The organism is Acidobacteriota bacterium, from assembly GCA_016716905.1.
Classification (GTDB): domain Bacteria; phylum Acidobacteriota; class Vicinamibacteria; order Vicinamibacterales; family SCN-69-37; genus SYFT01.
Genome location: JADJUS010000004.1, coordinates 775,422 through 798,507 on the forward strand (window position 1 = coordinate 775,422; position 23,086 = coordinate 798,507).

Annotated in this window: 20 protein-coding genes; 12 read left to right on the plus strand and 8 right to left on the minus strand. The window is 64.4% G+C overall.

Annotated features, from left to right (window positions below; genetic code table 11):
• Position 1: 1 nt before the first annotated feature.
• Genes IPL75_07375 through IPL75_07390 form a run of 4 tightly spaced genes read right to left on the minus strand, consistent with a single transcriptional unit; the run spans position 2 to position 3,549 of the window.
• The gene (locus tag IPL75_07375) at positions 2-322 is read right to left on the minus strand and encodes a hypothetical protein (GenBank protein MBK9240078.1); all 321 of its coding nucleotides are present in this window, start codon (positions 320-322) and stop codon (positions 2-4) included.
• Between the two features lie 43 nt (positions 323-365).
• Positions 366-791: a cytochrome c gene (locus IPL75_07380; protein ID MBK9240079.1), complete on the minus strand. Its 426-nt coding sequence runs from the start codon at positions 789-791 to the stop codon at positions 366-368.
• Positions 792-796: 5 nt separating this feature from the next.
• Positions 797-3,058 (minus strand): xanthine dehydrogenase family protein molybdopterin-binding subunit, encoded by a 2,262-nt coding sequence (locus IPL75_07385; GenBank protein MBK9240080.1) that lies wholly within the window; start codon positions 3,056-3,058, stop codon positions 797-799.
• The gene (locus IPL75_07390; protein MBK9240081.1) at positions 3,055-3,549 is read right to left on the minus strand and encodes a (2Fe-2S)-binding protein; all 495 of its coding nucleotides are present in this window, start codon (positions 3,547-3,549) and stop codon (positions 3,055-3,057) included. The genes IPL75_07385 and IPL75_07390 overlap by 4 nt, the downstream gene beginning before the upstream one ends.
• 216 nt (positions 3,550-3,765) lie before the next feature.
• On the opposite strand from IPL75_07390, the gene IPL75_07395 reads away from it, so the two are divergent.
• On the plus strand, positions 3,766-4,239 hold the full coding sequence (locus IPL75_07395; GenBank protein ID MBK9240082.1) for an NUDIX domain-containing protein: 474 nt from the start codon (positions 3,766-3,768) through the stop codon (positions 4,237-4,239).
• Between the two features lie 62 nt (positions 4,240-4,301).
• Here IPL75_07395 and IPL75_07400 read toward each other — a convergent pair whose 3' ends face one another.
• From IPL75_07400 to IPL75_07410, 3 genes are read right to left on the minus strand one after another with little or no spacing between them, the layout of a single operon-like run.
• A complete protein-coding gene (locus IPL75_07400) occupies positions 4,302-6,209 on the minus strand; it encodes an amino acid transporter (GenBank protein ID MBK9240083.1) in 1,908 nt (635 codons plus the stop codon).
• Positions 6,210-6,767: a class I SAM-dependent methyltransferase gene (locus tag IPL75_07405; protein MBK9240084.1), complete on the minus strand. Its 558-nt coding sequence runs from the start codon at positions 6,765-6,767 to the stop codon at positions 6,210-6,212.
• A 43-nt stretch (positions 6,768-6,810) separates the two neighbouring features.
• Entirely contained in the window at positions 6,811-7,965 is a 1,155-nt protein-coding gene (locus IPL75_07410; protein MBK9240085.1) for a SpoIIE family protein phosphatase, read from the minus strand.
• Positions 7,966-8,077: 112 nt separating this feature from the next.
• Between IPL75_07410 and IPL75_07415 the strand changes: the two genes are divergently transcribed.
• A complete protein-coding gene (locus IPL75_07415; protein MBK9240086.1) occupies positions 8,078-9,457 on the plus strand; it encodes a sigma-54-dependent Fis family transcriptional regulator in 1,380 nt (459 codons plus the stop codon).
• 8 nt (positions 9,458-9,465) lie between these two features.
• On the plus strand, positions 9,466-10,812 hold the full coding sequence (locus IPL75_07420) for a PAS domain S-box protein (GenBank protein MBK9240087.1): 1,347 nt from the start codon (positions 9,466-9,468) through the stop codon (positions 10,810-10,812).
• 124 nt (positions 10,813-10,936) lie between these two features.
• On the opposite strand, the gene IPL75_07425 is transcribed toward IPL75_07420, so the two are convergent.
• Entirely contained in the window at positions 10,937-13,450 is a 2,514-nt protein-coding gene (locus IPL75_07425; protein ID MBK9240088.1) for an efflux RND transporter periplasmic adaptor subunit, read from the minus strand.
• A 171-nt stretch (positions 13,451-13,621) separates the two neighbouring features.
• Here IPL75_07425 and IPL75_07430 point away from each other — a divergent pair, with 171 nt between their 5' ends.
• From IPL75_07430 to IPL75_07470, 9 genes are all read left to right on the plus strand, one after another.
• Positions 13,622-14,209 (plus strand): sigma-70 family RNA polymerase sigma factor, encoded by a 588-nt coding sequence (locus IPL75_07430; GenBank protein ID MBK9240089.1) that lies wholly within the window; start codon positions 13,622-13,624, stop codon positions 14,207-14,209.
• The gene (locus IPL75_07435) at positions 14,206-14,661 is read left to right on the plus strand and encodes a hypothetical protein (GenBank protein ID MBK9240090.1); all 456 of its coding nucleotides are present in this window, start codon (positions 14,206-14,208) and stop codon (positions 14,659-14,661) included. Before IPL75_07430 ends, IPL75_07435 begins: the two co-directional genes overlap by 4 nt.
• Positions 14,658-16,391 carry an RDD family protein gene (locus tag IPL75_07440; GenBank protein ID MBK9240091.1) on the plus strand — a complete coding sequence of 578 codons (1,734 nt, stop codon included), beginning with the start codon at positions 14,658-14,660 and terminating at the stop codon, positions 16,389-16,391. Before IPL75_07435 ends, IPL75_07440 begins: the two co-directional genes overlap by 4 nt.
• Before the next feature lie 265 nt (positions 16,392-16,656).
• On the plus strand, positions 16,657-16,905 hold the full coding sequence (locus IPL75_07445) for an Arc family DNA-binding protein (protein MBK9240092.1): 249 nt from the start codon (positions 16,657-16,659) through the stop codon (positions 16,903-16,905).
• Positions 16,902-17,285, plus strand: a complete 384-nt coding sequence (locus IPL75_07450; protein MBK9240093.1) for a type II toxin-antitoxin system VapC family toxin — start codon at positions 16,902-16,904, stop codon at positions 17,283-17,285. Before IPL75_07445 ends, IPL75_07450 begins: the two co-directional genes overlap by 4 nt.
• The gene (locus IPL75_07455) at positions 17,285-18,919 is read left to right on the plus strand and encodes a hypothetical protein (GenBank protein ID MBK9240094.1); all 1,635 of its coding nucleotides are present in this window, start codon (positions 17,285-17,287) and stop codon (positions 18,917-18,919) included. The genes IPL75_07450 and IPL75_07455 overlap by 1 nt, the downstream gene beginning before the upstream one ends.
• Before the next feature lie 40 nt (positions 18,920-18,959).
• A complete protein-coding gene (locus IPL75_07460; GenBank protein ID MBK9240095.1) occupies positions 18,960-19,436 on the plus strand; it encodes a (2Fe-2S)-binding protein in 477 nt (158 codons plus the stop codon).
• 101 nt (positions 19,437-19,537) lie between these two features.
• Entirely contained in the window at positions 19,538-21,925 is a 2,388-nt protein-coding gene (locus tag IPL75_07465) for a molybdopterin-dependent oxidoreductase (protein MBK9240096.1), read from the plus strand.
• Positions 21,922-22,953, plus strand: coding sequence for an FAD binding domain-containing protein (locus IPL75_07470; GenBank protein MBK9240097.1), 1,032 nt, complete (start codon positions 21,922-21,924; stop codon positions 22,951-22,953). Before IPL75_07465 ends, IPL75_07470 begins: the two co-directional genes overlap by 4 nt.
• The last annotated feature ends 133 nt before the right edge of the window (positions 22,954-23,086 follow it).

Sequence of the window (23,086 nt, forward strand, 5' to 3'; positions counted from 1 at the left end):
CTTACTTCGTCTTGCCCAGGCGAATCACCTGAGCCAGTTCCTCATCGAGGTCATGGTCCACGGTGACCGAGATGGGTTCGCCCTTCTGGATCTTCGCATTCGCAAACGTCACCACCACATCGTCTCGCAGGACCTTGGTCTCTTCATCCACGTCGAAGACCATCGGCGTGACTTTCTTCGTCTTGGCATCGACGACATTCACTTTCACGCTGGCCTTGTCCGCCTCAAGCGCCGTGCCCTTGAACGTGATGTTGTGCGCAACAAGCGTCGCGGCGGCCATGACGACGATGACTGAGCAGACGACGGAGGTGATGATTCTCATAATTTGGACTCTGGACCCTGGACTCTGGACTCTGGACCCTGGACTACTTCTTCTTGGGCCGTTCAATGACCGCCGCCGCGCCTTCTTTATTCAACGCGGATTTGCCAGGCGCGAAGCCGTTCTCCTGAAGAATATACGCCAGCAAGTTCAGGGCCTCATCGTCGTTCACGACCGCCGACCCATCATTGGGCATCGTCGTGACAATCAGCGTGAGGAGTTCGTCGAGCGCACGGCCTTCCCACTTTTTGAGAAACGGCTCGTCACCCAGGGGCAGGTCTTTGGGCTGCTTGAGGGCTGCCACCGTAAAGGCGTGGCACTCGCTGCAGAGCTTCACGTACGGCGCCTTGGCGGCATCCGCCTGGGCCTTGGTGTAGATCCCGTCGTTGGTGGTCTTCTGCCCCGCTAGAGCTATCGCAGACCACACGACCACGGCCCCTGTGATGAGGGCGCTCGTCTTGCCGAACGTCAAGTGCCTTACCTCCAGCTGAATCCGTGTTTGGTCAGCGGCAAGGAACGCACGCGCGTGCCCGTGGCACTGAAGATCGCGTTGGTGACCGCCGGGATGATTGGCGGCAGCGCTGGTTCACCCAGTCCCGTCGGGTTGTTCTCGGAGATCAGCCAGTGCGTTTCGATCACCGGCGGCGCCTGCCGCATCCGGAGAACCGGATAGGTGTCGAAGTTGCTCTGCACAACCTTGCCGCCATCCACCGTGATCTCCAGCATGAGCTGGCTCAGACCGTCGATGACCGCGCTGTGCACCTGACTCTCGGCATTGAGCGGATTGATGATGTGACGGCCAATATCACCAGCCACCCAGACCTTGTTGACCTTGATCCGCTTGTTTGCGTCCACGCTGACCTCGGCCACTTCGGCAAAGTGGCCCTGGTGACTGAAGTGGAACGCCACACCCATCGCGGTGCCCTTCGGCAACGTCCGTTTGCCCCAGCCTGACTTCTCAGCCACCAGTTTGAGCACACCGGCCATGCTCTCTGCGCTGAAGGCGCGACCGCCTCCGCCACCGCCGCCGCCCTGCTGGGCAAGTGCGATGGGGGTACGGGCCAGCAGGTCGAGCCGGAACTGCACCGGGTCTTTGCCGGCCTCATGTGCCAACTCGTCCAGGAACGACTGCATGACAAACGAAAGTGAACACGCGCCCGGCGCTCGGTGTGCCCCAGTCGTCACACCCAGCGGCATCATCGACGCATGAGTCGCGAAGTTCGGGACAAACCGCGCGGGGAACTCCGTGGCGCCCAGTGTGGACGACGGTGCCGGACGCACGGCCGGCCCCTGCTGAGCCGGCGCGCCTGCAGGCGGAGGCGGCGCCTCGTTGCTGAACGAGATGAAGTGGTTGCGCCAGGCGATGAGTGAGCCCGACGCGTCCAGGCCGCCCTTCAAGTGGTGATAACCCGCGGGCCGGAACACTTCCTGCTTCATTTCGTCTTCGCGCGACCAGCGGATCTGCACCGGTACGCCAATGGTCTTGGCGATAACCGCGGTTTCGATCACGTAGTCGTTGTAGAGACGTCGTCCGAAACTGCCGCCCATGCGCGGCAGATGCACGGTGATGTCGGCCGGCGTAATTGCGAGCGCCGCGGCGATCGTGTTGACCACGCCACCGGGCTGCTGCGTGCCTGCCCACATCTCGAGCTTGCCATTGGCGAAGACCGCCGTGGCATTTGGCGGCTCCATCGGCGCGTGCGCGAGGAACGGATACGAATACGCGGCCTCTACGGTCTTGGCTGCGCCTGCGAGCGCGGCGTCAACGTCGCCGTCTGCGCGCGTGGTGCTCTGTGGCGCCATCGGCGCCATGGCCGCAGCCTTCGTGGCGAAGCCGGCGGTGCTGTCAGCGGCCGTCTTCCCCTCGTCCCACACCACCTTCAGCTGCTTCCGCGCGTTTTCGGCGTACCACCAACTGTCGGCCACGATGGCAACGCCGCTCATCGAACCGCCGCCCACGCTGTCCGGAATGATGAAGGCGTGACGGATGCCGGGCAGGGCTTTGATGGCATCAAGGTTTGCGCTGATCGCCTTGCCGCCGATCACAGGGCACCGCTGATACACGCCGTGCAACATGCCTGGCAGTTTGACGTCGCTGCCAAACAACGGCTGGCCTGTCACGATCTTGTGGTTGTCCACACCGGGCATCGGCTTGCCGATGAACCGGTAGGCCTTGGGATCCTTGAGCACCACCGACGCGAGCGCCGGCGGCGTCATCCGCGCCGCAGCCGCGGCGAACTGGCCGTAGCCCGCAGACCGGTTCGACGACGCGTGCACAAGACGGCCGGGGGTTGTGGTGATCTCAGTCGCCGGCACACCCCACTGCTCGGCCGCGGCCGCAATCAGCATGTGGCGCGCGGCGCCGCCCATCTGGCGCATGGGGATCCAGTTGTTCGGCGTGGCCGTGCTGCCGCCCGCTGACTGATTGCCATACTTCGCAGGGTTGAGGTCGCCCTGCACGATACGGACGTCCTTCCAGTCCGCATCCAGCTCTTCGGCGATGAGCATCGGCAACATCATCTTCACGCCCTGCCCGATCTCGGGGTTCTTGGCCGTGATGGTGACGATGCCATTGGCGTCGATCGACACAAACGCGTTGGGATCGAGCGGCGCCGCGTTGCCGCGGCCCTGCGCAAAGATCTCCAGCGGTTCGAAGTACGTGGCGATCATGAAGCCGCCACCGGCCAGTGCCGTGACGCGCAGGAAATCTCGGCGGTCAAGCGTCATCGTCGGGCTCATTTGGCGTCCTTCATGATCGGCGCCGCTTCCGCGGCGCCTTGGGTGCGAACAGCTTCGTGGATGCCCTGGCGGATGCGAATGTATGTGCCGCACCGGCAGAGATTGGTGTTCATGGCCGCGTCGATTTCGGCGTCGGTCGGTTTTGGTCGTGTGGCCAGGAGCGCGGCAGCGGCCATGATCTGGCCGGTCTGGCAATAGCCGCATTCCGGGACGTCGAGTTTCTCCCACGCCTTCTGAAGCGGATGTGAGCCGTCCGGTGAGAGGCCTTCAATAGTGACGACCGCCGCGCCGGCGACATTGGCCAACGGCGTCTGGCAGGAGCGCACCGCGCGACCGCGCAGGTGCACGGTGCAGGCGCCGCACTGGCCGGTGCCACAGCCATACTTCGCGCCGCTGAGGTTCAGGACATCCCGCAGGACCCACAGCAATGGCATGTCGGTGGGGGCATCCACGGTGGTCGATTTCCCGTTAAGGGTGAAGGTGGTCGGCATGAGGCGAATTATATGGGAGGACGCGGTAATTGAGGATGGAGGATTGAGGGATTGAGGATCGGGATTGCAGGATGGCGGGTTGGGGATTGCGGATGGGAATTGCCGAGCGGGGGATTGCGAAATTGGGGGATTGCGAGATTGGGCGATTTTGGGCATTGCGGCATTGCCCCCATTGCCCCATTGGCTCATTGGCTCATTGCCAAATAGACTGTTTTCATGCGCCATCGCGAAAGCGCCGGCTTGCTGCTCTATCGTCGAGGCCTGGCGACGTCTGTCCGCCTCGAAGTGCTGCTGGCGCATCCTGGTGGGCCGTACTGGGCCGAGAGGCACGAGGGCGCCTGGACGATTCCCAAAGGGGGCGTAGATCGCGGGGAAACGGCACTCGAGGCTGCCATTCGCGAGTTCCGCGAAGAAACAGGGTTCGACTCCAGTGCGCCGTATCTCACCCTGGGCAGCGTGGTTCAGCGCAGCGGAAAAACCGTACACGCATGGGCGTTCGAGGGCGATTGCGATCCGGCAGTGGCTTCCAGCAACCTGACGTCCACCGAATGGCCGCCGCGCTCGGGGCGCCTGATCGAAATACCCGAGATCGACCGCGTCTCGTTCTTTACGATCGACGACGCACGCCGCGCCATCAACGCACGGCAAATGACGCTGCTCGACAGACTCCTGGAGAAATTGGGAACTTAGAAACTGGGGAACTGGGGCTTGTCCGCCGTAGCTCCGGAGGAGCGAAGGCGGAAACTGGGGACTTAGCCGACGTGAATCCGGGGCCGTAGTGCGGGGTCGTGTTCGGCCTGGCGCAGCACTTCACGACACACGGGCGCGGTGTCGCCTTCGCCGAACGCCAGGAACCTCAGCAGGTACGTGAACGGATTGCCTTCCGTCCAGCCAAAGTAGGCATGCGGGATTGTGCCCGTGCGATCGCGCAAGTTGAGCAGCAGACCGGCGATGGCATTGGGGATCGCCGGGCTGGTACAGCGCAGGACGTAAAACCCGCCGACGTCCGCTCCAGAGACTTTCAGCCGATTTGAGAAGTCCGACGTGTCGCCCGGCCGCACCTCCAGAAACAGAATCAGCGCATCCGACGGCAAGTGGTGCGAACTCAAGGCTTCGTCCAACTTGCGCGCGTACTCGTCATGGTTCCCGGTATCGGGACGGTTGGCGATGATGCGCAGCGACTGGCGCCGCGCGGCTTCAGTCACCAGTTCCTCGGCCAACGCGTCGTACTCAATGCCTTCGATCCGCAGTTCCGTCGACCGCGCCACCCTCGACACCAGCGACGCGCCAATGATGGTGACGATGAACCAGGTGGCGATCTGGAGGCCCTCGGGCCGCTCAATGATGTTGACGATCGTTGTATAGACAAAAACGACCGCGATGGGCACATACCGCGCGCGACGGTGGGGGAGCGCAATGGCCACGGCCACTGCCGCCGATGTCATCAACATCAGAACACCGGTGGCATACGCGCCACCCTGTGCCGTGACGTCCGCCTTAAACACCATGGTCACCACCAGTGCCATGAAGGTGATGATGAGCACCAGCGGGCGCGTGGCGCGCGCCCAGTCGGGCGCCATGCCGTAACGCGGCAGGTATTGCGGCACGAGATTGAGCAGGCCGGCCATGGCCGACGCGCCGGCGAACCACAGGGTGCCGATCGTGGCCACGTCGTAGATGGTGCCGAACACATCGCCCAGGTCCCGATGCGCCAGAAACGCGAGGGCCCGCCCGCTGGCTTCGCCGCCCGCGCTCATGGCTTCGGCCGGCACCCGCAGTGTGGTGACGAGGGAACTGCCGGTGAGCAGGATGCTCATGATGACTGCGGCCGAGGTCAGGAGCTTGCGCGTGTTGCGCACGCGCGAGGCGAGGATCTCTTCGTCAGTGTCGCCGGTGCCGGCCACGAGCGGCATCACAGCCACGCCGGTCTCGAAACCCGACAGGCCGAGCGCCAGCTTCGGAAACAGCACCACCGCCAGCAGGACCATCATGAGCGGATTGCCATGCTGCGCGAACAGCGTCTGCCGCCAATTGGTGATGACCTCCGGATGCTGGACCACCTGCCACAGTTCGTATCCGATCACGATGACGTTGACGGTGAGATAAGCCACCACCAGCAGCACCGCAAGCCAGATGGCCTCTTTGAACCCGCGCAGGAAGACGGCACCCAGCGCGATGAGCAGCAGGAGCGTCACGCCCACCTGGTGGTTGGCCCAGTCGGGCACAAACGGGTTCTCGATGATGTGCGCCGAGGCGTCGGCGGCTGACAGCGTCATCGTGATGATGAAACTGGTGGCGGCAAATCCAAGGAGGACGAGCACCGCCCCTTTGCCCTTCCAGCGCGGCAGGCGTTCTTCCAGTACCGAGAGGCTGCCCTGACCGTGCGGGCTCAGCGCCGCAATGCGGTGATACACAGGCAGCGCGCCAAAAAGCGTGAGCAGCACAAGCACGAGCGTGGCGATCGGCGCCAGAGCGCCGGCGGCCAGGAACGCAATTGACGGTTGGTAGCCGAGCGTCGAAAAATAATCGACCCCGGTCAGGCACATGACCTGCCACCACGGCGCCGCATGCGGGAGGCGTGGTTGTCCCTGGCTCTCGGTCAGTTCCTTGGTAAACCAGTGCCGAAGGCCGCTGGCCGGTTGCGCAGGCGGTGCCACCAACTAGGACTTCGGGATCGTCCAGAAGTAGATCGTGCGTCCATCCACTTCGATCGTCTGCTCGGCCTGCCACTCACCCATGTCGAAGCTGTTGGACACGATGCGCGTGCCGGGTTTGAGCTCCTTCATGAGTTTCGGAATCAGCCTCACGTTCAGCGAAGGCAACAGGTAGAGCGTGACCACCGTGGCCTCGCTCAGATTGGTGCTGTCGGCGAACAGATCCGCGTTGATGAACTTCACCCGGTCGGTTACGCCCGCGGTGACCGCGTTGGCGTTCGAGTCCTTGATTTTCGCTGGGTCGATATCGATGCCCACGCCACGCGCGCCGAACTGTTTCGCGGCGGTGATGACGATGCGGCCGTCGCCGCACCCGAGGTCGTACACCACGTCGTTCTTGCCGACTTTCGCCAGCTTTAACATCGCGTCCACCACCGACTGCGGCGTGGGCACAAAGATGACATCCGGATCACGCAGGGCAGGCCGTGTCTGCGCGGCAGGAACCACCTGCGTCAGAACAACAGCCACCAACGCCGCGACGAGTACGAGGCTCTTGCGCATCATGTGGATTCTCCCTGGGGGCCATTATACGAAAAACGACCGAGCCTCAGTGTGCGCGTTCGATCACAATCAGCGTGGCATCGTCCTGCGCCGGACCGGCGGTCCACGCGATGACGGCGGCATTCAGGGCATCTACCAGCGCTTCGGCGCTTCCCGCCGGCGTGTGTAAGGCGAGCTCTGCGAGCCGGTCTTCGCCGAATTCTTCGTCGGCGGCGGATCGGGCTTCCGTCATGCCGTCGGTATAGCAGATGAGCCGGTCTCCTGGTCCAAATGTGGCGGTGCCGGTGGTGTAGGTCCAGTCGCTCGACACGCCCAGGACCAGGCCGGTGGTGGCCAGTTGATCGATACGGCCGTCGGCCCGCACAAGGATGGGCGGATTGTGACCGGCGTTGGCGTACGAAATCACGCCGCCCTCGAGATCGACCACGGCGTAGCAGAAGGTCACGAACTTGCCCGACGCGATGTTGCGGCAGAGCAGCCGGTTCACTGATCCGCAAACTTCGTGCGGCTCGGCCGAGGCACTCGCGAACGCGCGCACCGCGGCTTGCAGATTGGACATGAGCAGGGCGGCCGGCAGGCCCTTGCCGACGACGTCGGCGATCGAGAGCGCCACGCGGGTGTCGCTGAAACGCAACACGTCGTAGCAGTCGCCACCAATCCCGGCGGCCGGTGTCCACCGGGCCGCAATCTGGCAACCGTCCAAAACGGGCATCACGCTGGGCAGCAGCGCCCGCTGAATCTGGCGCGCTTCTTCGTGGTCTCGGGCGAAACGCGCGTCGCGACGACGGGCGGCCTGGCCCTCGGCCACTTCGCGATTCACCACGTCCACAAGCGTGGTGTCGTCCCACGGCTTCTGCACGAAACTGCGCGCGCCGCGGCGCATTGCCTCGACTGCGGTCTCGATCGAACCCCAGCCGGTCATCACGACCACGGGAAGCGCCGGGTCCTGCGTCCGGACTTTCTCCAGCAACTCCAGCCCTTCCCGGCCCGAGGTGGTGTCGCGGGTGTAGTTGAGGTCCATGAGCAGGAGGTCGTAGCGCTGCGCGCCCATCCGGTCGATGACGTCGCCGACCGAACTGACCAGGTCGGCTTCATGTCCGGCGTCAATCAGCAGGAGCCGCAGGGCCTGCAGGATGTCGAGTTGGTCGTCGGCCACGAGGATTCTGGCTGGGTCCACGGCCGGTCCATCTACAAGGCTCATGCCAGCCGGAAAGTTGGCACGGCTTTTCCTTCTACTAGGGACGAGGAGCGCGACAGCCCGGGGTAGACGGGCCATAATCCCGATAGTGGGACTGGGGGCGTCCCGATTACCGATGTCAGATTCCAGATTGCCGATTACGTCCGGGCGGGTGCTGGTCGCCGATGACCAGTCCGACGTCCTTAATGCGCTGAAGCTGTTGCTTGGCGGGGAGGGGTATGACGTCACGACGGCCCCGTCGCCCCGCGACCTGGTCACGGCGCTTGAGCGGGCGGATTTTGACGTGGCCCTCATCGACCTCAATTACACGCGCGATACGACATCGGGCCAGGAGGGCTTTGCCTTGCTTGACCGCATGAAGGCCATCGACCCCACGCTGCCCGTGTTGGTGATGACCGGGTGGAGCAGTGTGGCCGGGGCGGTGGAAGCCATGCGGCGCGGAGCGCGCGACTACATCGAGAAGCCGTGGGACGACGAGAAGCTGCTCGTGGCCGTCCAGACCCAGCTGGAATTGCGCCGCGCCCTGCGCCGGAGCCGCCGGCTGCAGGAAGAAAACGAGCGTCTGCACAAGCGCGACCTGCCGACGTTTATCGCGCTGGCCCCGGCGATGCGCGCAGTGCGAGACACGATCGAGCGGGTGGCGCCGTCCGATGCCAGTGTGCTCATCACCGGCGAACATGGCACGGGAAAAGAGGTGGTGGCGAGCCTGCTGCACCGCCTGTCGCATCGCTCGTCCAAGCCGCTGGTCACCATGAATGCCGGCGGGTTGTCAGAGGGCGTGGCCGAGAGCGAATTGTTCGGCCACGTCAAAGGGGCCTTTACCGACGCGCGCACGGACCGCATCGGCTGTTTCGAGCTGGCGGACGAGGGCACGTTGTTCCTCGACGAAATTGCGAACATGCCGTCGCGCCTCCAGCCGAAGTTGTTGCGGGTGCTGCAGACGGGTGAGGTGCAGAAGGTGGGGTCGTCGCGGGTCATCTTCGTGAACGTGCGCGTGATTTCTGCCACCAATGCCGACCTGCCTGGTGAGATTGCGGCCGGGCGGTTTCGCGAGGATCTGCTGTACCGCCTCAACACCGTGGTGATCCACCTGCCGCCCCTGCGCGATCGCCCCGAGGACATCGTGCCGCTCGCGGAACACTACCTGGCCCGCTACTCGGATCGGTACAAGCGTTCGTTCGAGGGTTTTGATCGGTCCGCGCGCCAGGCGCTCGAGACGCATCTGTGGCCCGGGAACGTGCGCGAACTGGGGCACGCAATTGAACGCGCCGTGCTGATGGCCCGGTCGGGCGCCATCACGGCGCAGGACCTGGGTGTGCAGGCGGTGCCCGGCGCCGCGCCGACGGCCGGGGACGACATGACGCTGGAGCAGTCCGAAAAAGTCTTCATCCAGAAAGTGCTGGCGAAACACGCCGGCGACGTCCGCAAGGCCGCCGAACAACTGGGCGTCAGCCGTAGCGCGCTGTACCGCCGGCTGCAGTACTTCGGATTGTAGGGATTCCCATGGACCAGCAGGGTAAGAGAGGCGCGCCACAGGCGCGCAACCTGGAACTGGCGATCGCGCTGCTGGTGGTGGGCGGCGCGTTGCCGGCCGTCGGTGTGTCGCTGTGGTTCCTGTGGCAGCAGGGGGGGCCGCCCGAGGTCAAATGGACACTGTCGATCGTGATTCTGGTGGTCTGGATCGCCTCAGGATCGGCAGCGAGGCAGATGGCGACGCGGTCGCTCAACGTCATCGCCAACCTTCTGGCGGCACTCCGGGAGGGCGACTATTCCATCCGCGGGCTGAGTGCGCGGTCCGGCAGTTCCATGGCGATGGTGATGCGCGAGGTCAACGACCTCGGCTCCACCCTGCAGCGCCAGCGCACCGAGGCCGTGGAGTCCACCGTGCTGCTGACGCACGTGATGGAGGAAATCGCGGTGGCGGTGTTCGCCTTCGACCCCATGCACCAGCTTCTCCTCGTCAACAAGGCGGGCGAACGTCTGTTCGGCAAGAGCCAGGCGGATCTGCTCGGCACGCCAGCCACCGGCATGGGGATGGACGAATACCTCACGGGCGAGCCGCGGCGGTTGATTGATCGGGCGATCGGCGGCCGGAAGGGCCGCTACGAGGTGCGGCGCGCGGCCTTCTACCGCGACGGTCGCCCGCATCACCTCATCGTCATCGCCGACCTCAGCCAGGCGCTGCGTGAAGAAGAGCAGGCCGCCTGGCAGCGCATCGTGCGCGTGCTCTCGCACGAAATCAACAACTCACTCACGCCGATCAAGTCGATCGCGCACTCGCTGCGCCGCATCGTTGATCGAGCGGCGACGGGCTTCGAGCGCAGCGACGAGGTCTCGCAGGGACTGTCGCTCATCGAGGAACGATCGGGTGCGTTGGGACGATTCCTGCGCGCTTACGCGCAACTGGCGCGTCTGCCGAAACCCCAACCCAAGCCGCTTTCGGTGACCGAACTGATGATGCGCATTGTCGAGCTCGAGAAGCGCTTGCCCGTGCGCGTCACGTCTTCACCCGAGATTCGACTGGTGGCTGACTCGGATCAACTCGAACAGGCGCTCATTAATCTCGTGCGCAATGCCGTCGACGCCTCGCTCGAGACCAACGGCGGCGTGGCCGTGCGGTGGTCCGTGCAGGGCGACTGGGCCGAGATCGCGATTGATGACGACGGCAAGGGGCTGCCGGATACGTCCAACCTCTTTGTCCCATTCTTCACCACCAAGCCCAACGGATCAGGCATCGGCCTTGCGCTCAGCCGGCAGATCGCGGAAGCGCATGGCGGCACGATTACCCTCGAGAATCGCGTGGGAGCCATTGGGTGCCGGGCGCAGCTGAGGCTGCCGATGAAAACTTAGGAACTTAGGAACTTAGGAACTGGGGAAGTGGGTGCGCTTGGATTTCGTAGCGCGGCCTGGGTCTCAAGGCCGCGGAACTCGGCGCGCTTGAGGCCCAGCGCGCCCTACGTTCGGAGGCCGTGGCTCATTGACCCGAGCCCTTGTTGAATGACACGAGATCCCCCTCGTTGATTTCCGTGAGCGCTGACGTGATGATGAACTCGCCAACAGTGAGGCCGGCCAGAATCTGCGTGAGCTGAGGCGTCGTCAGGCCGACGCGCACGTCGCGGCGCATCACCCGGTTGTCGGTACCGGCCACCATGACATACGACACGCCGCTGACCTTCAGCACCGCATCGGTGGGGACCACCAGCGCTTCGGGCACCGACGCAATGAGGATTTCTGCGAGCACGGCCGTGCCGGCTGGGGGACTTGTGATGCCTGGGGCCAGGGTCAACGTGACCGAGGCGGTGCCCGCGTCAGGTGAGGATGGAGCCGTCACACGCGTCACCGAGGCCGCCATCGGCATTTCGCCCATCGGTGTGACCGTGGCGGTCTGGCCGTTCACGATCTGGCCGAGGTCCTGAACGAGAACGTCCACGGTGATCTGCACGCGAGTGGGGTCGATGATCCGGATCACTGGATCGGTGCCGGTGCCAAGCACGGTGTCGCCCGCGTAGTGCCAGCGGGTCGCAACGACGCCGTCAAACTTCGCGCGAATCGTGGCGCGTTCCTCGGCAACGCGCTCGGACGCCAGAATCTGGCGAGCGGCCGCCAGTTCAGTCTGGGCTCTGGCCAGGTCGCCCTGTGCGGTGTCGAGATCGACACGCGCGGCCAACCCCTGTGCCACAAGCGAGGTGAGCTGGGTGACGCGCGCCCGGGCGGCGTCTGCTCGCGTCAGGACGAGGGCAATTTCCAGTTCAGCGGCATGAATCGCCGCCACGCGGCTTGGGACTTCGAACCGCGCAATGATGTCGCCCACCTTGACAGGGCTGCCCTCGGCCAGCGGCAGTTCCACCACTGTCGACGTCTCCGTTGCGTGCACCGTGAAGTCGCCGTCGGGCATCGGCGTGACGGCCCCGCGCGCACTCACGATGCGGCGCAGCACATTCAGGCGTGCGGGCTCCACCGTCACCTGGATGGCGCCGGTAAGCGCAGCTTCGGGTTCGGGATCGCTGCCGCAGCCTGCTGCGCCCAGCAGCGCGAACCCAACCACAAGCAGCGCGGCCAGCTGACGCCGCGCCGGCCACACCATCGTTGACGCCAGCGACAGCAGCACCGTGATTGACGCACCCGTCACCGCATACCAAGGCCACGCCACGGCCGTGAATGCCCACACCGACCAGACGGTGACCCACGCGACGAGCATCGACAGCGCCACGGGCCAGGCTTCCACGCGACGGCGCATCACGGCCACCAGGAACGCCCCCAGCACCGGACCGGCACCGAGCCCCAGCACCGCAAGACCCGCGTCGAGCACCGACTGGTTGAGCTGCGTGGCCAGCAACGCAATGCCGATTTGCACCATGCCCCAGCCTACCGTAGCCCGATGCGCCACGCGCAACATGTCAGCGTCGCTGGCTTTCGGCTTCCAGTACTTCAGATAGAAGTCATTAACGGTCGTCGCCGCAAGCGAGTTGATCGACGGAGACAACGCCGCTGCCACGATCGCCGCGACGACGAATCCTGCAAAGCCCGCTGGCACGTAGTCGCGCACGAACGCCGGAATCAGCATGTCGGGCCGTCCCAGCGTGGGTGCAGCCACGTGCTGGTAAAACGTGGCGAGCGTGACCCCGATGAACAGGAACAAGCCAAATTGCAGGAATACCAGGATGCCGCTGAGCGAGAGTCCGACTTGTGCCTGTTGACGAGATCGCGCGGTCAGCAACCGCTGCACCAGGAACTGGTCCGTGCCGTGCGTGGCGAGCGTGAGCGCGACGCCGCCGACCAGGCCCGCCCAGAATGTGTACGCGCGGAAGAAATCGAGCCGCAGATCGAACATCACGAATCGCCCGCTGGCCGCACCGAAGTCGAGCACCTCGCGCAGGCCACCAGGCACTCCTGCCAGAGCGAACCAGAACACGATCAGCGCGCCGGCCAGGTACACAAACATCTGGATCACGTCGGTCCAGATGACGGCCGATGCGCCGCCATAAAAGGTGTAGACGATCATCGCGATGCCCAGCACCAGGATGGCGCCCCAGACGGGCACGCCCACGAGTGTGGCCACCACTGCCGATGTGGCAAAGAGGCGGATGCCGTCGGCTGCACTGCGGGTCAGCAGGAACATGGCGGACCCGAGGTTTCGCACCGGGGCACCGAACCGTTCGTGCAACACCTCGTACGACGTCATCAGTTCACGCGCGAAGTACTTCGGAATGAAGATGGCAGAGACGATGAACCGGCCGGCGATGTAGCCGAGCGCGAGTTGCAGGAACGTGAAGTTGCCCCCGGCCGCGTAGGTCTGCGCGGGGATGCCGATGAACGTGAGCGTGCTGGTCTCGGTTGCTACCACGGTGAAACATACCGCCCACCAGGGCACCGAACGGCCGATCAGGAAGTACTCGGACGCCGACGTCTGGCGCTTCGCAAAGCTCGCGCCCAGCCAGACGATCAGGCAGAGATACAGTCCGATGATCCCGTAGTCGAGGCTCGCCACTACGGCCTAAACCACGAGCGCTGTGACCATTTCTTCAACATTTACCGTCAATCTCCGCAGAAGGTACCGAGCAGGTAGTCTACCGTCTGCTCCGGAAATACGACCAGTGCTGAAACTTTCTAACACCTCCTGTGTTTGTCAGGTAATGACCGCTCGCCCGCTGGGCCAGGCATGACCGACGCCCGGGTCTTTGAGGCGTTCCTTCTGGAATACCAGGACATGGTCTATGCCACGGCCTTTCGGCTGTTGGGCAACGCGATGGAGGCGGAAGACGTGGCGCAAACGGTGTTCATGAAGGCGTTTGAGCAGTTCGACCAGGTCGGCACCAGTCCATCGGCGCCCGGCTGGCTCAAGACCGTCACGACCAACGCGTGCCTCAACCACCTCTCGCGCTACCGCAACCGCTGGCGCTTCTTCAGTGAACTGACCAGCGCCGAGGCCCACTCCGTGGACTCCAGGACCTCGGGACCCCAGGACTCCGGAGCCCAGGACCCTGGACCCTGGACCCTGGACCCAGGACCCAAAGACTCCGGGACCCCAGGACTCCTGGACTCCGATAGTTCGCTTGACCTCGCCCTCCGCCGCCTGCCGGCGCACCAACGCGTCCCCATCGTCCTCTTCCATTTTGATGACCTCACTTATCAGCAGATCGCCGAGCGGCTGAACATTTCGCTGGGCAAGGTCAAGACAGACATTCACCGCGGTCGCGAAGCCCTGCGCGCGGCGCTGGCGGCGGCCAACGAAGGAGCGCTTCGATGACTCCCCGTGGAGTCGATTTCGATCCGCAGGATCCGCTGACACGCGCGCTTCGGGCGTTGCCCGAGCCGCGTGCGCCACGCACCCTTGCGCCCCGCGTGATGGCGGCGGTGCATGCGCGGCTCGCCCAACCCGCACCGCGCACCTGGTTTGACTGGCCGCTCGGATGGCGCGTCAGCTCGGCCGCATGCGCCGTGGCCGTGATGGTCGCGCTTGTGCTGGTCTGGCCGATGGCCCTCGCGTGGCTGCAGCCCGCCGCGGACGCGCTCGGCGCTCGCGCTGCCGTCGTCTGGCACAAGGCCGACGTGGTGCTGAGTGTCGCCGGTGTGTTCTTTCGCTCGGTCTGGTATCCGCTTGTATTGCCATTTTTGGTTTTTGTCACGGTGATGACCATCGCGTGCGCCACGCTTGGCGCGATGCTCGGCCGTGTCGCTCTGGGAGGAGCGTCTCGATGAACGTTCGAAAACTCGTCACGATGGCGGTGCTGATTGTGACCGCGGCCGTAACCACAGGGGCGGCGAGCCCGCAGGCGACACGGTCACCGCGTGAGAATCCGCCCACCCAGCGTGGTCAGGACCCCACCAACCCGACGACCCGCCCGCAGCCGGATGGGGCGGCCAACGATCGCTTCGAGCGGGAATTCGGATTCCGGCGCCGTTATTGGCGACCTGTGCTGCGCATCGGACAGGACTATGCGCTCCGGGCCAACGAAGTGGTGCGTGATGTCACGGTCGTCTTCGGCAGCGCCAAAATTGATGGACGAGTCGAAGGTGACCTGGTGGTCATCTTCGGGCCCGTGACTCTCTCAAACACGGCGGTGGTCGAAGGGTCGTTTGTCGTGGTCGGCGGCAACGCCACTGTGCAGGCCGGCGCCATCGTGCGCGACGAGGTCATGGTGATTGGCGCGGGACTGGATGTGCCCGAGAACTTCATCTTCGGCAGCGGACACTTCGTCATTGGCACCCGCGCGCTCGGCGCCTGGATGGAGTCTGTGGTGCCCTGGGTGACCTACGGATTTTTGTGGGGCCGGCCGATTGTCGCCAGCATCGGCTGGGTCTGGAACATCGTCGGTCTCTTCCTGCTTGTCTACCTTCTGATTAACCTGGTGGCGCACGAGCCGGTGACGGCCACGGCGTCTGTGCTTGCCACGCGCCCGCTCGGCAGTTTCATGACCGGGCTTCTCGTGCTGCTGCTGGCCGGACCGGTATCAGCGCTGCTCGCGGTATCAATTATCGGCATTGCCGTGATTCCGTTTGCGTTGGCGGCGCTCGTGGTGGCGGGTCTGGTGGGCCGGGTGGGCGTGTTGCGCGCGATCGGCAACACCGTGATGAGACCCGACGAGCCGGCCAGCCGTTCGCAGGGGCTGCGGTCGTTTGTTATCGGCTTCGCGCTCGTGACGCTCACCTATATGGTGCCGTTGCTGGGGTTTGTGGCGTGGGCGCTGTTCGGCGTCCTGGGTCTTGGCGCAGCCGTCCTCGCATTCCTGACGGCGTGGCGGCGCGAGCATCCGAAGGTTGAAAAGGCGCCGCGGTTCCGCAAGAGTGCGCCTCTTCCCACGCCGCCGGCTGAACCGGCGCCATCGGGTGGGTTCGCATTCGCCGCTCCCGCTGCACCGGTGGTGACTCAAGCGCCGGCCTTTGATGCCGGCCCCACCTCAATGGGCGACGAGCCGGCCGACTCTGGAGGTTGGCAACCGACGATGGATGCCGGAAGCGGTCCCGCAGCTGCCGCCACCATGGCGGGTGCGGCGTTCGCGTCAAACCTGGCGTCGTTCCCCCGTGCGGCGTTCCTCGACCGCGCCGCAGCGTTTGTGGTCGACGTGGTGTTGCTGTTGTTTGTGAGTGAAATATTCGATCGACAGTCCATGTATCGCGATGACGACTTCCTCCTCCCGTTGATGCTGCTGTACTTCATCGGGTTCTGGGTGTGGAAGGGAACAACGATCGGCGGCATCGTCGCCAACCTGCGCGTGGTCAAGACCAATGGGGGCGAACTTTCGTTCCTTGAGGGACTCGTCCGCGGCCTGACGAGCGTGCTGTCGTTTGGTGCCCTCGGCATCGGCGTGTTGTGGATCCTGCGCAGTGACCTGGTCGCCGCCGACGGTCAGCCCGCCCGGCAGGCATGGCACGACCTGGCCGCCGGCACCTATGTGGTGAAGGTGCCCAAGGGGTATCCATTGCCTTGACGGCCGGCTTAGTGGCGAAATGTCACAAATGTCCGAAATGGCGAAATGTCTGCAATGCGCGAATGGCCAAGTGCTCGAATGTCTAATGTGCGCAATGAGCGAATGACCTTGGAGCGGCAGATTTAACCATTGGAGGGCAAAGACATTCCAACATTCTTCCCTGCAATGGTCTTTCCGCATTTCGCCACTTCGGACATTTGTGACATTTCGCCATTACAGCCGCTGCGGCGTCATAATGGCGCCGTAGCGGTGCTAATATGGTTCCATGGCAGCTTCAGTCAGCCTTTCAATCAAGGACGTGCCCTCTGACATGGCCGTGGCTCTCCGCGAGCGGGCGGCGCAGAACCACCGGTCGATTCAGGGAGAGCTCATGGCGATTCTTGAGGAGGCCGTCCGGCCTTCCCGAAATCGTGGCTTCGATCCGGACCGCTTGATTCGGATGGCAGCGGCGTTGGGTCTCAAATCGTCTGAGAGCTCGGTTGACCTCATCCGCGAGATGCGAGACTCGCGGTGAATCGGGTCGTGGCCGACGCCTCGGCGCTGGCGGCGCTCACGTTTCAAGAGCCCGGTGTTGACGAGGTGAAGCTGCGGCTGATGGGCGCACAGGTCTTTGCGCCTCGACTCCTCCAGTTCGAAATGGCCAACGTGGCGTGGAAGCGAATTCGGCGCGAGCCTGAAGACGCCCTGGCCACCATGACCCTCCTGCAAGCGGCACTTGGCGAGGGAAGCGGCATCGAGTGGATGGACGTGAACGTCACGGACGTCGTCCTCATCGCACAGGCCACCGGGCTCACGGCATACGACGCGAGTTATCTCTGGTTGGCGGCCTCACTGGGGGCGGACCTGGTCACGCTCGACAAGCGGCTGGCGGCCGCAAGTACCATGGATATCTGATGTCGCGAGCGCGCCTGGCCATCGTCGCTGGCCTTTACACCGTTCTCACGCTGATCATGATGTACCCGGTCAGCGTGAACCCGTCGGGTCTGAAACTGGGAGGTGGGGCCGATCCCAGTCTTTACGTGTGGACCATTGGATGGGGCGCGCACGCGCTGACGCACGCCCCGTGGGCGGCGTTCGACGCCAACATCTTTTTTCCCTACAAACACACGCTGGCGTTTTCTGAGAACGCCCTGGGAAGTGCGGCCCTCGCCATTCCCGTCATGTGGCTGACCGGCGACCCGCTCACATCCACAAACGTGGTTGCCATCGTTGCCGTGATGTTGTGTGCGTTCGGCGGCTATTTCCTGGGCCGCACACTCGGGCTCTCTCCAGCCGCGGCGTTTATTACCGGGCTGATCTTTGCGTTCGCACCGCCCCGATTTGCGCGCCTGGCCCAGATTCACCTGGCGGTGCACTGGGTGCCGTTTTGTCTCGCTTTCCTGCATCGGTATCTCAACGACGGCAGGCCCCGGCATCTGCACGCGGCGCTCGCCCTGTTTTCCCTGCAAGCGCTGACGAGTGGCCATGGTGCGGCGCTGCTGATTCTGGGCTCAGCGCTGATCATCGGATTTCGCCTGGCGTGGGGCATGCCCCTGGCTGTGGTCACCCGCGTGCGGGATGTCGGTCTGACCGGACTTCTTGTCCTCGTGCCGGCAGCCCTCATGTTCATCCCGTATTGGTTCGCGCGCCGGGAGGTGGGTCTTGAACGCGTGCTGGACGATGTGGGAGTGACCTGGTCGAGTTATCTCAGTTCACCTTCGCACGTGCACAAATGGCTGGTGTCGAACCTGCCCGATTGGACCTGGCTGCGGCAGGAGCCAGACGCCTTCCTGTTTCCGGGCGTGGTGCCCGTCATTCTGGCGGCGCTGGCCCTTTCGCGCCTCGTGTCTCGCGAGCGCTGGACGTACCTGGCCATGATCGTTGTCACCGCGTGGATGACCATCGGCCCTCCGTTCTCGATCTGGCGATGGATCTATTGGCTGCCTGGGCTGAACTTCATCCGCGTGCCGTCACGTTTCACCCTGCTGGGCATTCTCGCCTTGGCGGTGCTCGCGGGCCTTGGGTTTGATCGCGTGTCCAAGTCGTGGCCCCAGACGCGCCGCCGGTTCGCGGCCGGCGGCATTGCCGCGCTGTTGCTGATCGAGTGCGCGTTCATGCCGATTGACGCGCGGCCGTTCAAGATTGATTCGACCGCCGTTGACCGCTGGCTCGACACTCAGCCGAAGCCGTTCGCCGTTGCGGAGTTTCCCCTGTCGGAGTCGCGTGCCGACTCGCGCCGGGCCGATATGGCCACAAACTTCATGTTGCATTCGCTGGCCCACCACCAGCCAACCGTGTTCGGCTACAGCGGCGTGGAACCGCCGGGGTACAAGGACATGTATAACGACCTCATCCGGTTCCCGTCAGACCAGAGCATTGCGCGTCTGACCGGTCTCGGTGTCACGTATGCCGTGGTTCACCTCGAGTACTACGCCCCGGAGTTCCGCGCGGAGTATGAGGCCCGCCTGACGTCCTTTGGCGACCGTTTGCGGCTGGTGCATCAGGACGGGCTGGGTCGCGTGTATCGCCTGCAGACCAGGTCACAGTGACCGTGGTTGCTGCGCTGCGGGTACAATCTCTCTTGCGTTCATGAAGCTCCGACTCAATTTTTCCGTCAATGGTGAACCGGCCGAAGCGCTGGTGGACCCCGACAAGACCCTGCTCGAGGTGCTGCGCGAAGACCTGCAGCTGACCGGCACCAAACACGGCTGCGAACTGGGGGAGTGCGGGGCGTGCGCCGTACTCCTGGACGACCAGCCCGTGCTGTCATGCCTGGTCGTGTCTCACGAGTGTGAAGGGCGATCGGTGGTGACGGTGGAAGGGCTGACGGTTGATGGCCGCCTGCACCCGCTCCAGGAGTGTTTTGCGGACCTCGGTGCGTCGCAGTGTGGCTACTGCACGCCCGGCATCCTCATCGCGGCCAAAGCGTTGCTCGACCGCGAGCCGAATCCCTCGCGGGACCTGATTCGCGAAGCGCTGTCCGGGAATCTGTGCCGGTGCACGGGATACCAGCAGATTCTGGATGCGGTCGAGGCGGCCATCGTTCGCGGGGAGACGCCGAAGTGACGCGGCCGCGCAATGTCATCGGCAAGCCACGCCGGCGGGTGGACGGCCGCGCGAAGGTCACCGGTCAGACGAAGTTTGCCGACGACATCATCTTGCCGCGCATGCTGCACTGCAAGCTGCTGCGGTCCACCGTGCCCCACGCGAAGATCGTGCGCATCGATACGTCGAAGGCCGCGGCGGTTGATGGCGTCGCGCTCGTCCTGACCGGCGAGTCGTTTCCGATTCCCTACGGCATTCTTCCCGTCAGCCACGACGAACATGCGCTGTGCCCGGATGTGGTGCGTTTTGTTGGCGACCCGGTCGCGGCGGTTGTGGCGCGCGACGAGGCCACCGCTGACCGCGCCGTACGTTTGATCGAAGTCGAGTACGAGACCCTGCGAACGTTCGCGTCGCCGGCAGACAGCCTGGCGTACCCCGAGCCGCGCATTCACGACTACGGCGATTTTGGCAACGTGCACAAGGCTGTGGCGCTCCAGTTCGGCGACGTCGATGCGGCGATCGCCGGCGCAGACCACGTGTTCGACGACACGTTCTTCTTCGAGGGCAACACGCACCTCCCGATCGAGCAACATGCGACCGTCGCGACCAAGGATCCCGACGGCAAGCTGGTGGTCTACTCGAGCACGCAGACCCCGCACTATCTGCATCGGGCGTTATCGAAAGCCCTGGCGATCCCCGCCGCGCACATCCGCGTTGTGGCGACGCCCAACGGGGGTGGTTTCGGCGGCAAAAGCGATCCGTTCAACCATGAAGTGGTGGTGGCTCATGCGGCCATGCGCCTCGACAGGCCGGTGAAGATCGCGCTGACGCGCGAAGAAGTCTTTTATTGCCACCGCGGACGGCATCCCGTGTTGATGCGCTTTCGCGCGGGCGTGACCAACGACGGCCGCGTCACCGGCCTCGATCTGCAGACGCTGCTGGATGGCGGAGCCTACGGGTCTTATGGCGTGGCCAGCACGTTTTATACCGGCGCGCTTCAGACCGTGACCTACGACATCCCGACCTATCGCTTCCGCGGATGCCGGGTCTTTACGAACAAGCCACCGTGCGGCCCCAAACGCGGCCATGGCACGCCGCAGTCGCGTTTCGGCCAGGAAGTGCAGCTCGACAAGATCGCCGAGAAGCTCGTCATCGATCCTGCCGACCTGCGCCTCAACATTGTGCAGCCGCCCGACAGCCTCACGGCAAACTTCCTTCGGGTCGGCACGATTGGCCTGGCCGACTGCATCAAGAAGGTGGTCGAGCGATCGGGCTGGCGCGACAAGTACCGGAAGTTGCCCCATGGCCGCGGCGTAGGTCTGGCGTGTTCGTCATACCTCTCGGGCGCAGGACTCCCCATCAACTGGAACGACCTGCCGCATTCGGGCGTGCAACTCAAGCTCGATCGCAGCGGCGGCGTCACGGTGTTCTGCGGCGCCACCGAAATCGGCCAGGGATCAGACGATGTGCTGGTGGGGATCGTGGCTGAGGTGCTCGGCATCGAACCGTTTGATGTGCGCGCGGTGACGGGTGATACGGACCTGACACCGGTGGATCTTGGCTCGTACTCCAGTCGCGTGACGCTCATGATGGGCAACGCTGCCATTCAGGCCGCTGAACGTGCGCGCGAGTTGATCGCCGAGGGTGTCAGCGCGAAGCTCGATATTCCGAAGTCGCGACTGGTGTTTGCGGACCGCCGGGTATTCGACAGTGAAGACCCCGACAAGGGGACCTCATTCCGGGAAGCCGTCTGTATGGCCGAAGCGAAGTTCGGCACGCTCGGCACCACGGGTTCGTACACACCGCCGAAGTCGCCCGCGAAGTTCAAGGGCGGAGGTGTCGGTCCGTCTCCCACGTACTCATACACCGCCTGCGTGGTCGAAGTGGATGTGGATCCTGAGACGGGCTGGGTGACCGTGCCGCGTGTGTGGATTGCCCATGACATCGGCTGTGCACTCAACCCGGTGCTTGTGCGTGGGCAGGTTGAGGGCGGCGTCTACATGGGCATTGGCGAAGCGCTGATGGAAGAGCAGGTCTTCCGTCGCTTGCCGGCGAAGCTCTCACACGCCCTCGTGCACAAGTTCCCGTCGATTCTGGAATACAAGAGCCCGACGTTCATGGACATGCCCGAGGTGTTCACCGACCTGATCGAACATCCCGACCCCGCCGGGCCGTTCGGTGCGAAGGAAGTGGGGCAGGGGCCCTTGCTGCCGATCATGCCGGCCGTGGCCAATGCCGTCTATGACGCGGTGGGTGTGCGCATCGACTCCATTCCCGTCACGCCCGAGAAGATCCTACGGGCACTCGAGGCGAAAGCGGCCGGCAAGGCGCCTCGCTCGGGGCCAGGGGCATTTCCCGAGATCCCCTGGCCTGAGACGCTGCACGTCACGCCACCGTGGGCGGGAGGCGACGGCCGGGCAGACAACGATCCGAAACGTCCCACCCATCGGAAAGTGGATGCCGGGATTGAAGCCAAGGCGGCCGGCATCACGAAGGAGGCCAGGTCATGATGCGCCTCCCCTCGTACCGGTATCGCGCGCCGAAGACGGTGCAGGACGCGGCCGCCTGGCTGGCTGAGGCGCCCGGCGACACAATGCTCCTGGCGGGCGGAACCGATCTGATTCCCAACATGAAGCGGCGCCAGCAGGTGCCGTCCACTGTGGTGGGACTTCGCGGCGTCACCGAACTCCTGCGTGTGGACGACCGCGATGGACTGGAGATCGGCGCCGGCGTCACGCTGACCTCGCTTGTGCACGACGAGCGTGTGCACACGCGATACACCGGCTTGTGGCAGGCGGTGGGGCAGATTGCCACGCCGCTGCTGCGCAACATGGGCACCATCGGCGGCAACATCTGCCTCGACACGCGATGCACCTACTACGACCAGAGTTTCGAATGGCGGCAGGCCATCAACTTCTGCATGAAGAAGGACGGCGACACGTGCTGGGTCGCAACGTCGAGCGACAAGTGCCTGGCGGTCTCATCCACCGATGCCGCTCCCGCGCTCATTGCGCTGGGTGCGACTGTGCGTCTGGTGTCGGCAGCGGGCACCAGGGATGTGGCGCTGACCAACCTCTACGCGAACGACGGGATGCACTACCTGACGCGCCGCGCGGATGAAATCCTCACGACCGTCACGTTGCCGAAGGCCGATGGCTGGCGCAGCACCTACTGGAAGCTCCGTCGTCGGGGGTCATTCGACTTTCCAGTCGCGGCGGTCGCTGCCGCGGCTCGTTTTGACGGCGATCGCATTGTGGAGGCGCGTATCGTGCTGGGCGCCGTCGCCTCCCGCCCGCTCGAGGTGCCAGCCGCAGCCGCGCGCCTGGCCGGACAGCCACTCACCGACGACCTGATCGCGTCGGTGGCCGACGATGCGTACACGTTGGCGAAGCCGATGGACAACACAGACTTCGAACTGGTGTGGCGCAAGAAGACGGTGAGGTCGCTGGTCACCTCGGCCCTGCGCGAACTGCGGGGCGACGACATGCGCGCCGCGCGCACAAAACTCGCACGCCATCCACTGCTTGTCATCAGTTAAGTCTCACCATGAAGGGCCATGAAGATCCATGAAGGGTCTTCGTTTTGCAGAGGCACGCGTGTCATCGAGAGGTGCGCGTTTGGGGGCCCGGCTACGCCTGGGCCGCGCGATCGGAGGGAAGGCGCGAACGAAC

Excerpts from the sequence above, each read along its gene's own strand:
- IPL75_07375 (MBK9240078.1), bottom strand. The coding sequence starts at position 322 with ATGAGAATCATCACCTCCGTCGTCTGCTCAGTCATCGTCGTCATGGCC.
- IPL75_07385 (MBK9240080.1), bottom strand. The coding sequence starts at position 3,058 with ATGAGCCCGACGATGACGCTTGACCGCCGAGATTTCCTGCGCGTCACG.
- IPL75_07390 (MBK9240081.1), bottom strand. The coding sequence starts at position 3,549 with ATGCCGACCACCTTCACCCTTAACGGGAAATCGACCACCGTGGATGCC.
- IPL75_07395 (MBK9240082.1), top strand. The coding sequence starts at position 3,766 with ATGCGCCATCGCGAAAGCGCCGGCTTGCTGCTCTATCGTCGAGGCCTG.
- IPL75_07405 (MBK9240084.1), bottom strand. The coding sequence starts at position 6,767 with ATGATGCGCAAGAGCCTCGTACTCGTCGCGGCGTTGGTGGCTGTTGTT.
- IPL75_07410 (MBK9240085.1), bottom strand. The coding sequence starts at position 7,965 with ATGAGCCTTGTAGATGGACCGGCCGTGGACCCAGCCAGAATCCTCGTG.
- IPL75_07415 (MBK9240086.1), top strand. The coding sequence starts at position 8,078 with ATGTCAGATTCCAGATTGCCGATTACGTCCGGGCGGGTGCTGGTCGCC.
- IPL75_07420 (MBK9240087.1), top strand. The coding sequence starts at position 9,466 with ATGGACCAGCAGGGTAAGAGAGGCGCGCCACAGGCGCGCAACCTGGAA.
- IPL75_07430 (MBK9240089.1), top strand. The coding sequence starts at position 13,622 with ATGACCGACGCCCGGGTCTTTGAGGCGTTCCTTCTGGAATACCAGGAC.
- IPL75_07435 (MBK9240090.1), top strand. The coding sequence starts at position 14,206 with ATGACTCCCCGTGGAGTCGATTTCGATCCGCAGGATCCGCTGACACGC.
- IPL75_07440 (MBK9240091.1), top strand. The coding sequence starts at position 14,658 with ATGAACGTTCGAAAACTCGTCACGATGGCGGTGCTGATTGTGACCGCG.
- IPL75_07445 (MBK9240092.1), top strand. The coding sequence starts at position 16,657 with ATGGCAGCTTCAGTCAGCCTTTCAATCAAGGACGTGCCCTCTGACATG.
- IPL75_07455 (MBK9240094.1), top strand. The coding sequence starts at position 17,285 with ATGTCGCGAGCGCGCCTGGCCATCGTCGCTGGCCTTTACACCGTTCTC.
- IPL75_07460 (MBK9240095.1), top strand. The coding sequence starts at position 18,960 with ATGAAGCTCCGACTCAATTTTTCCGTCAATGGTGAACCGGCCGAAGCG.
- IPL75_07465 (MBK9240096.1), top strand. The coding sequence starts at position 19,538 with ATGCTGCACTGCAAGCTGCTGCGGTCCACCGTGCCCCACGCGAAGATC.
- IPL75_07470 (MBK9240097.1), top strand. The coding sequence starts at position 21,922 with ATGATGCGCCTCCCCTCGTACCGGTATCGCGCGCCGAAGACGGTGCAG.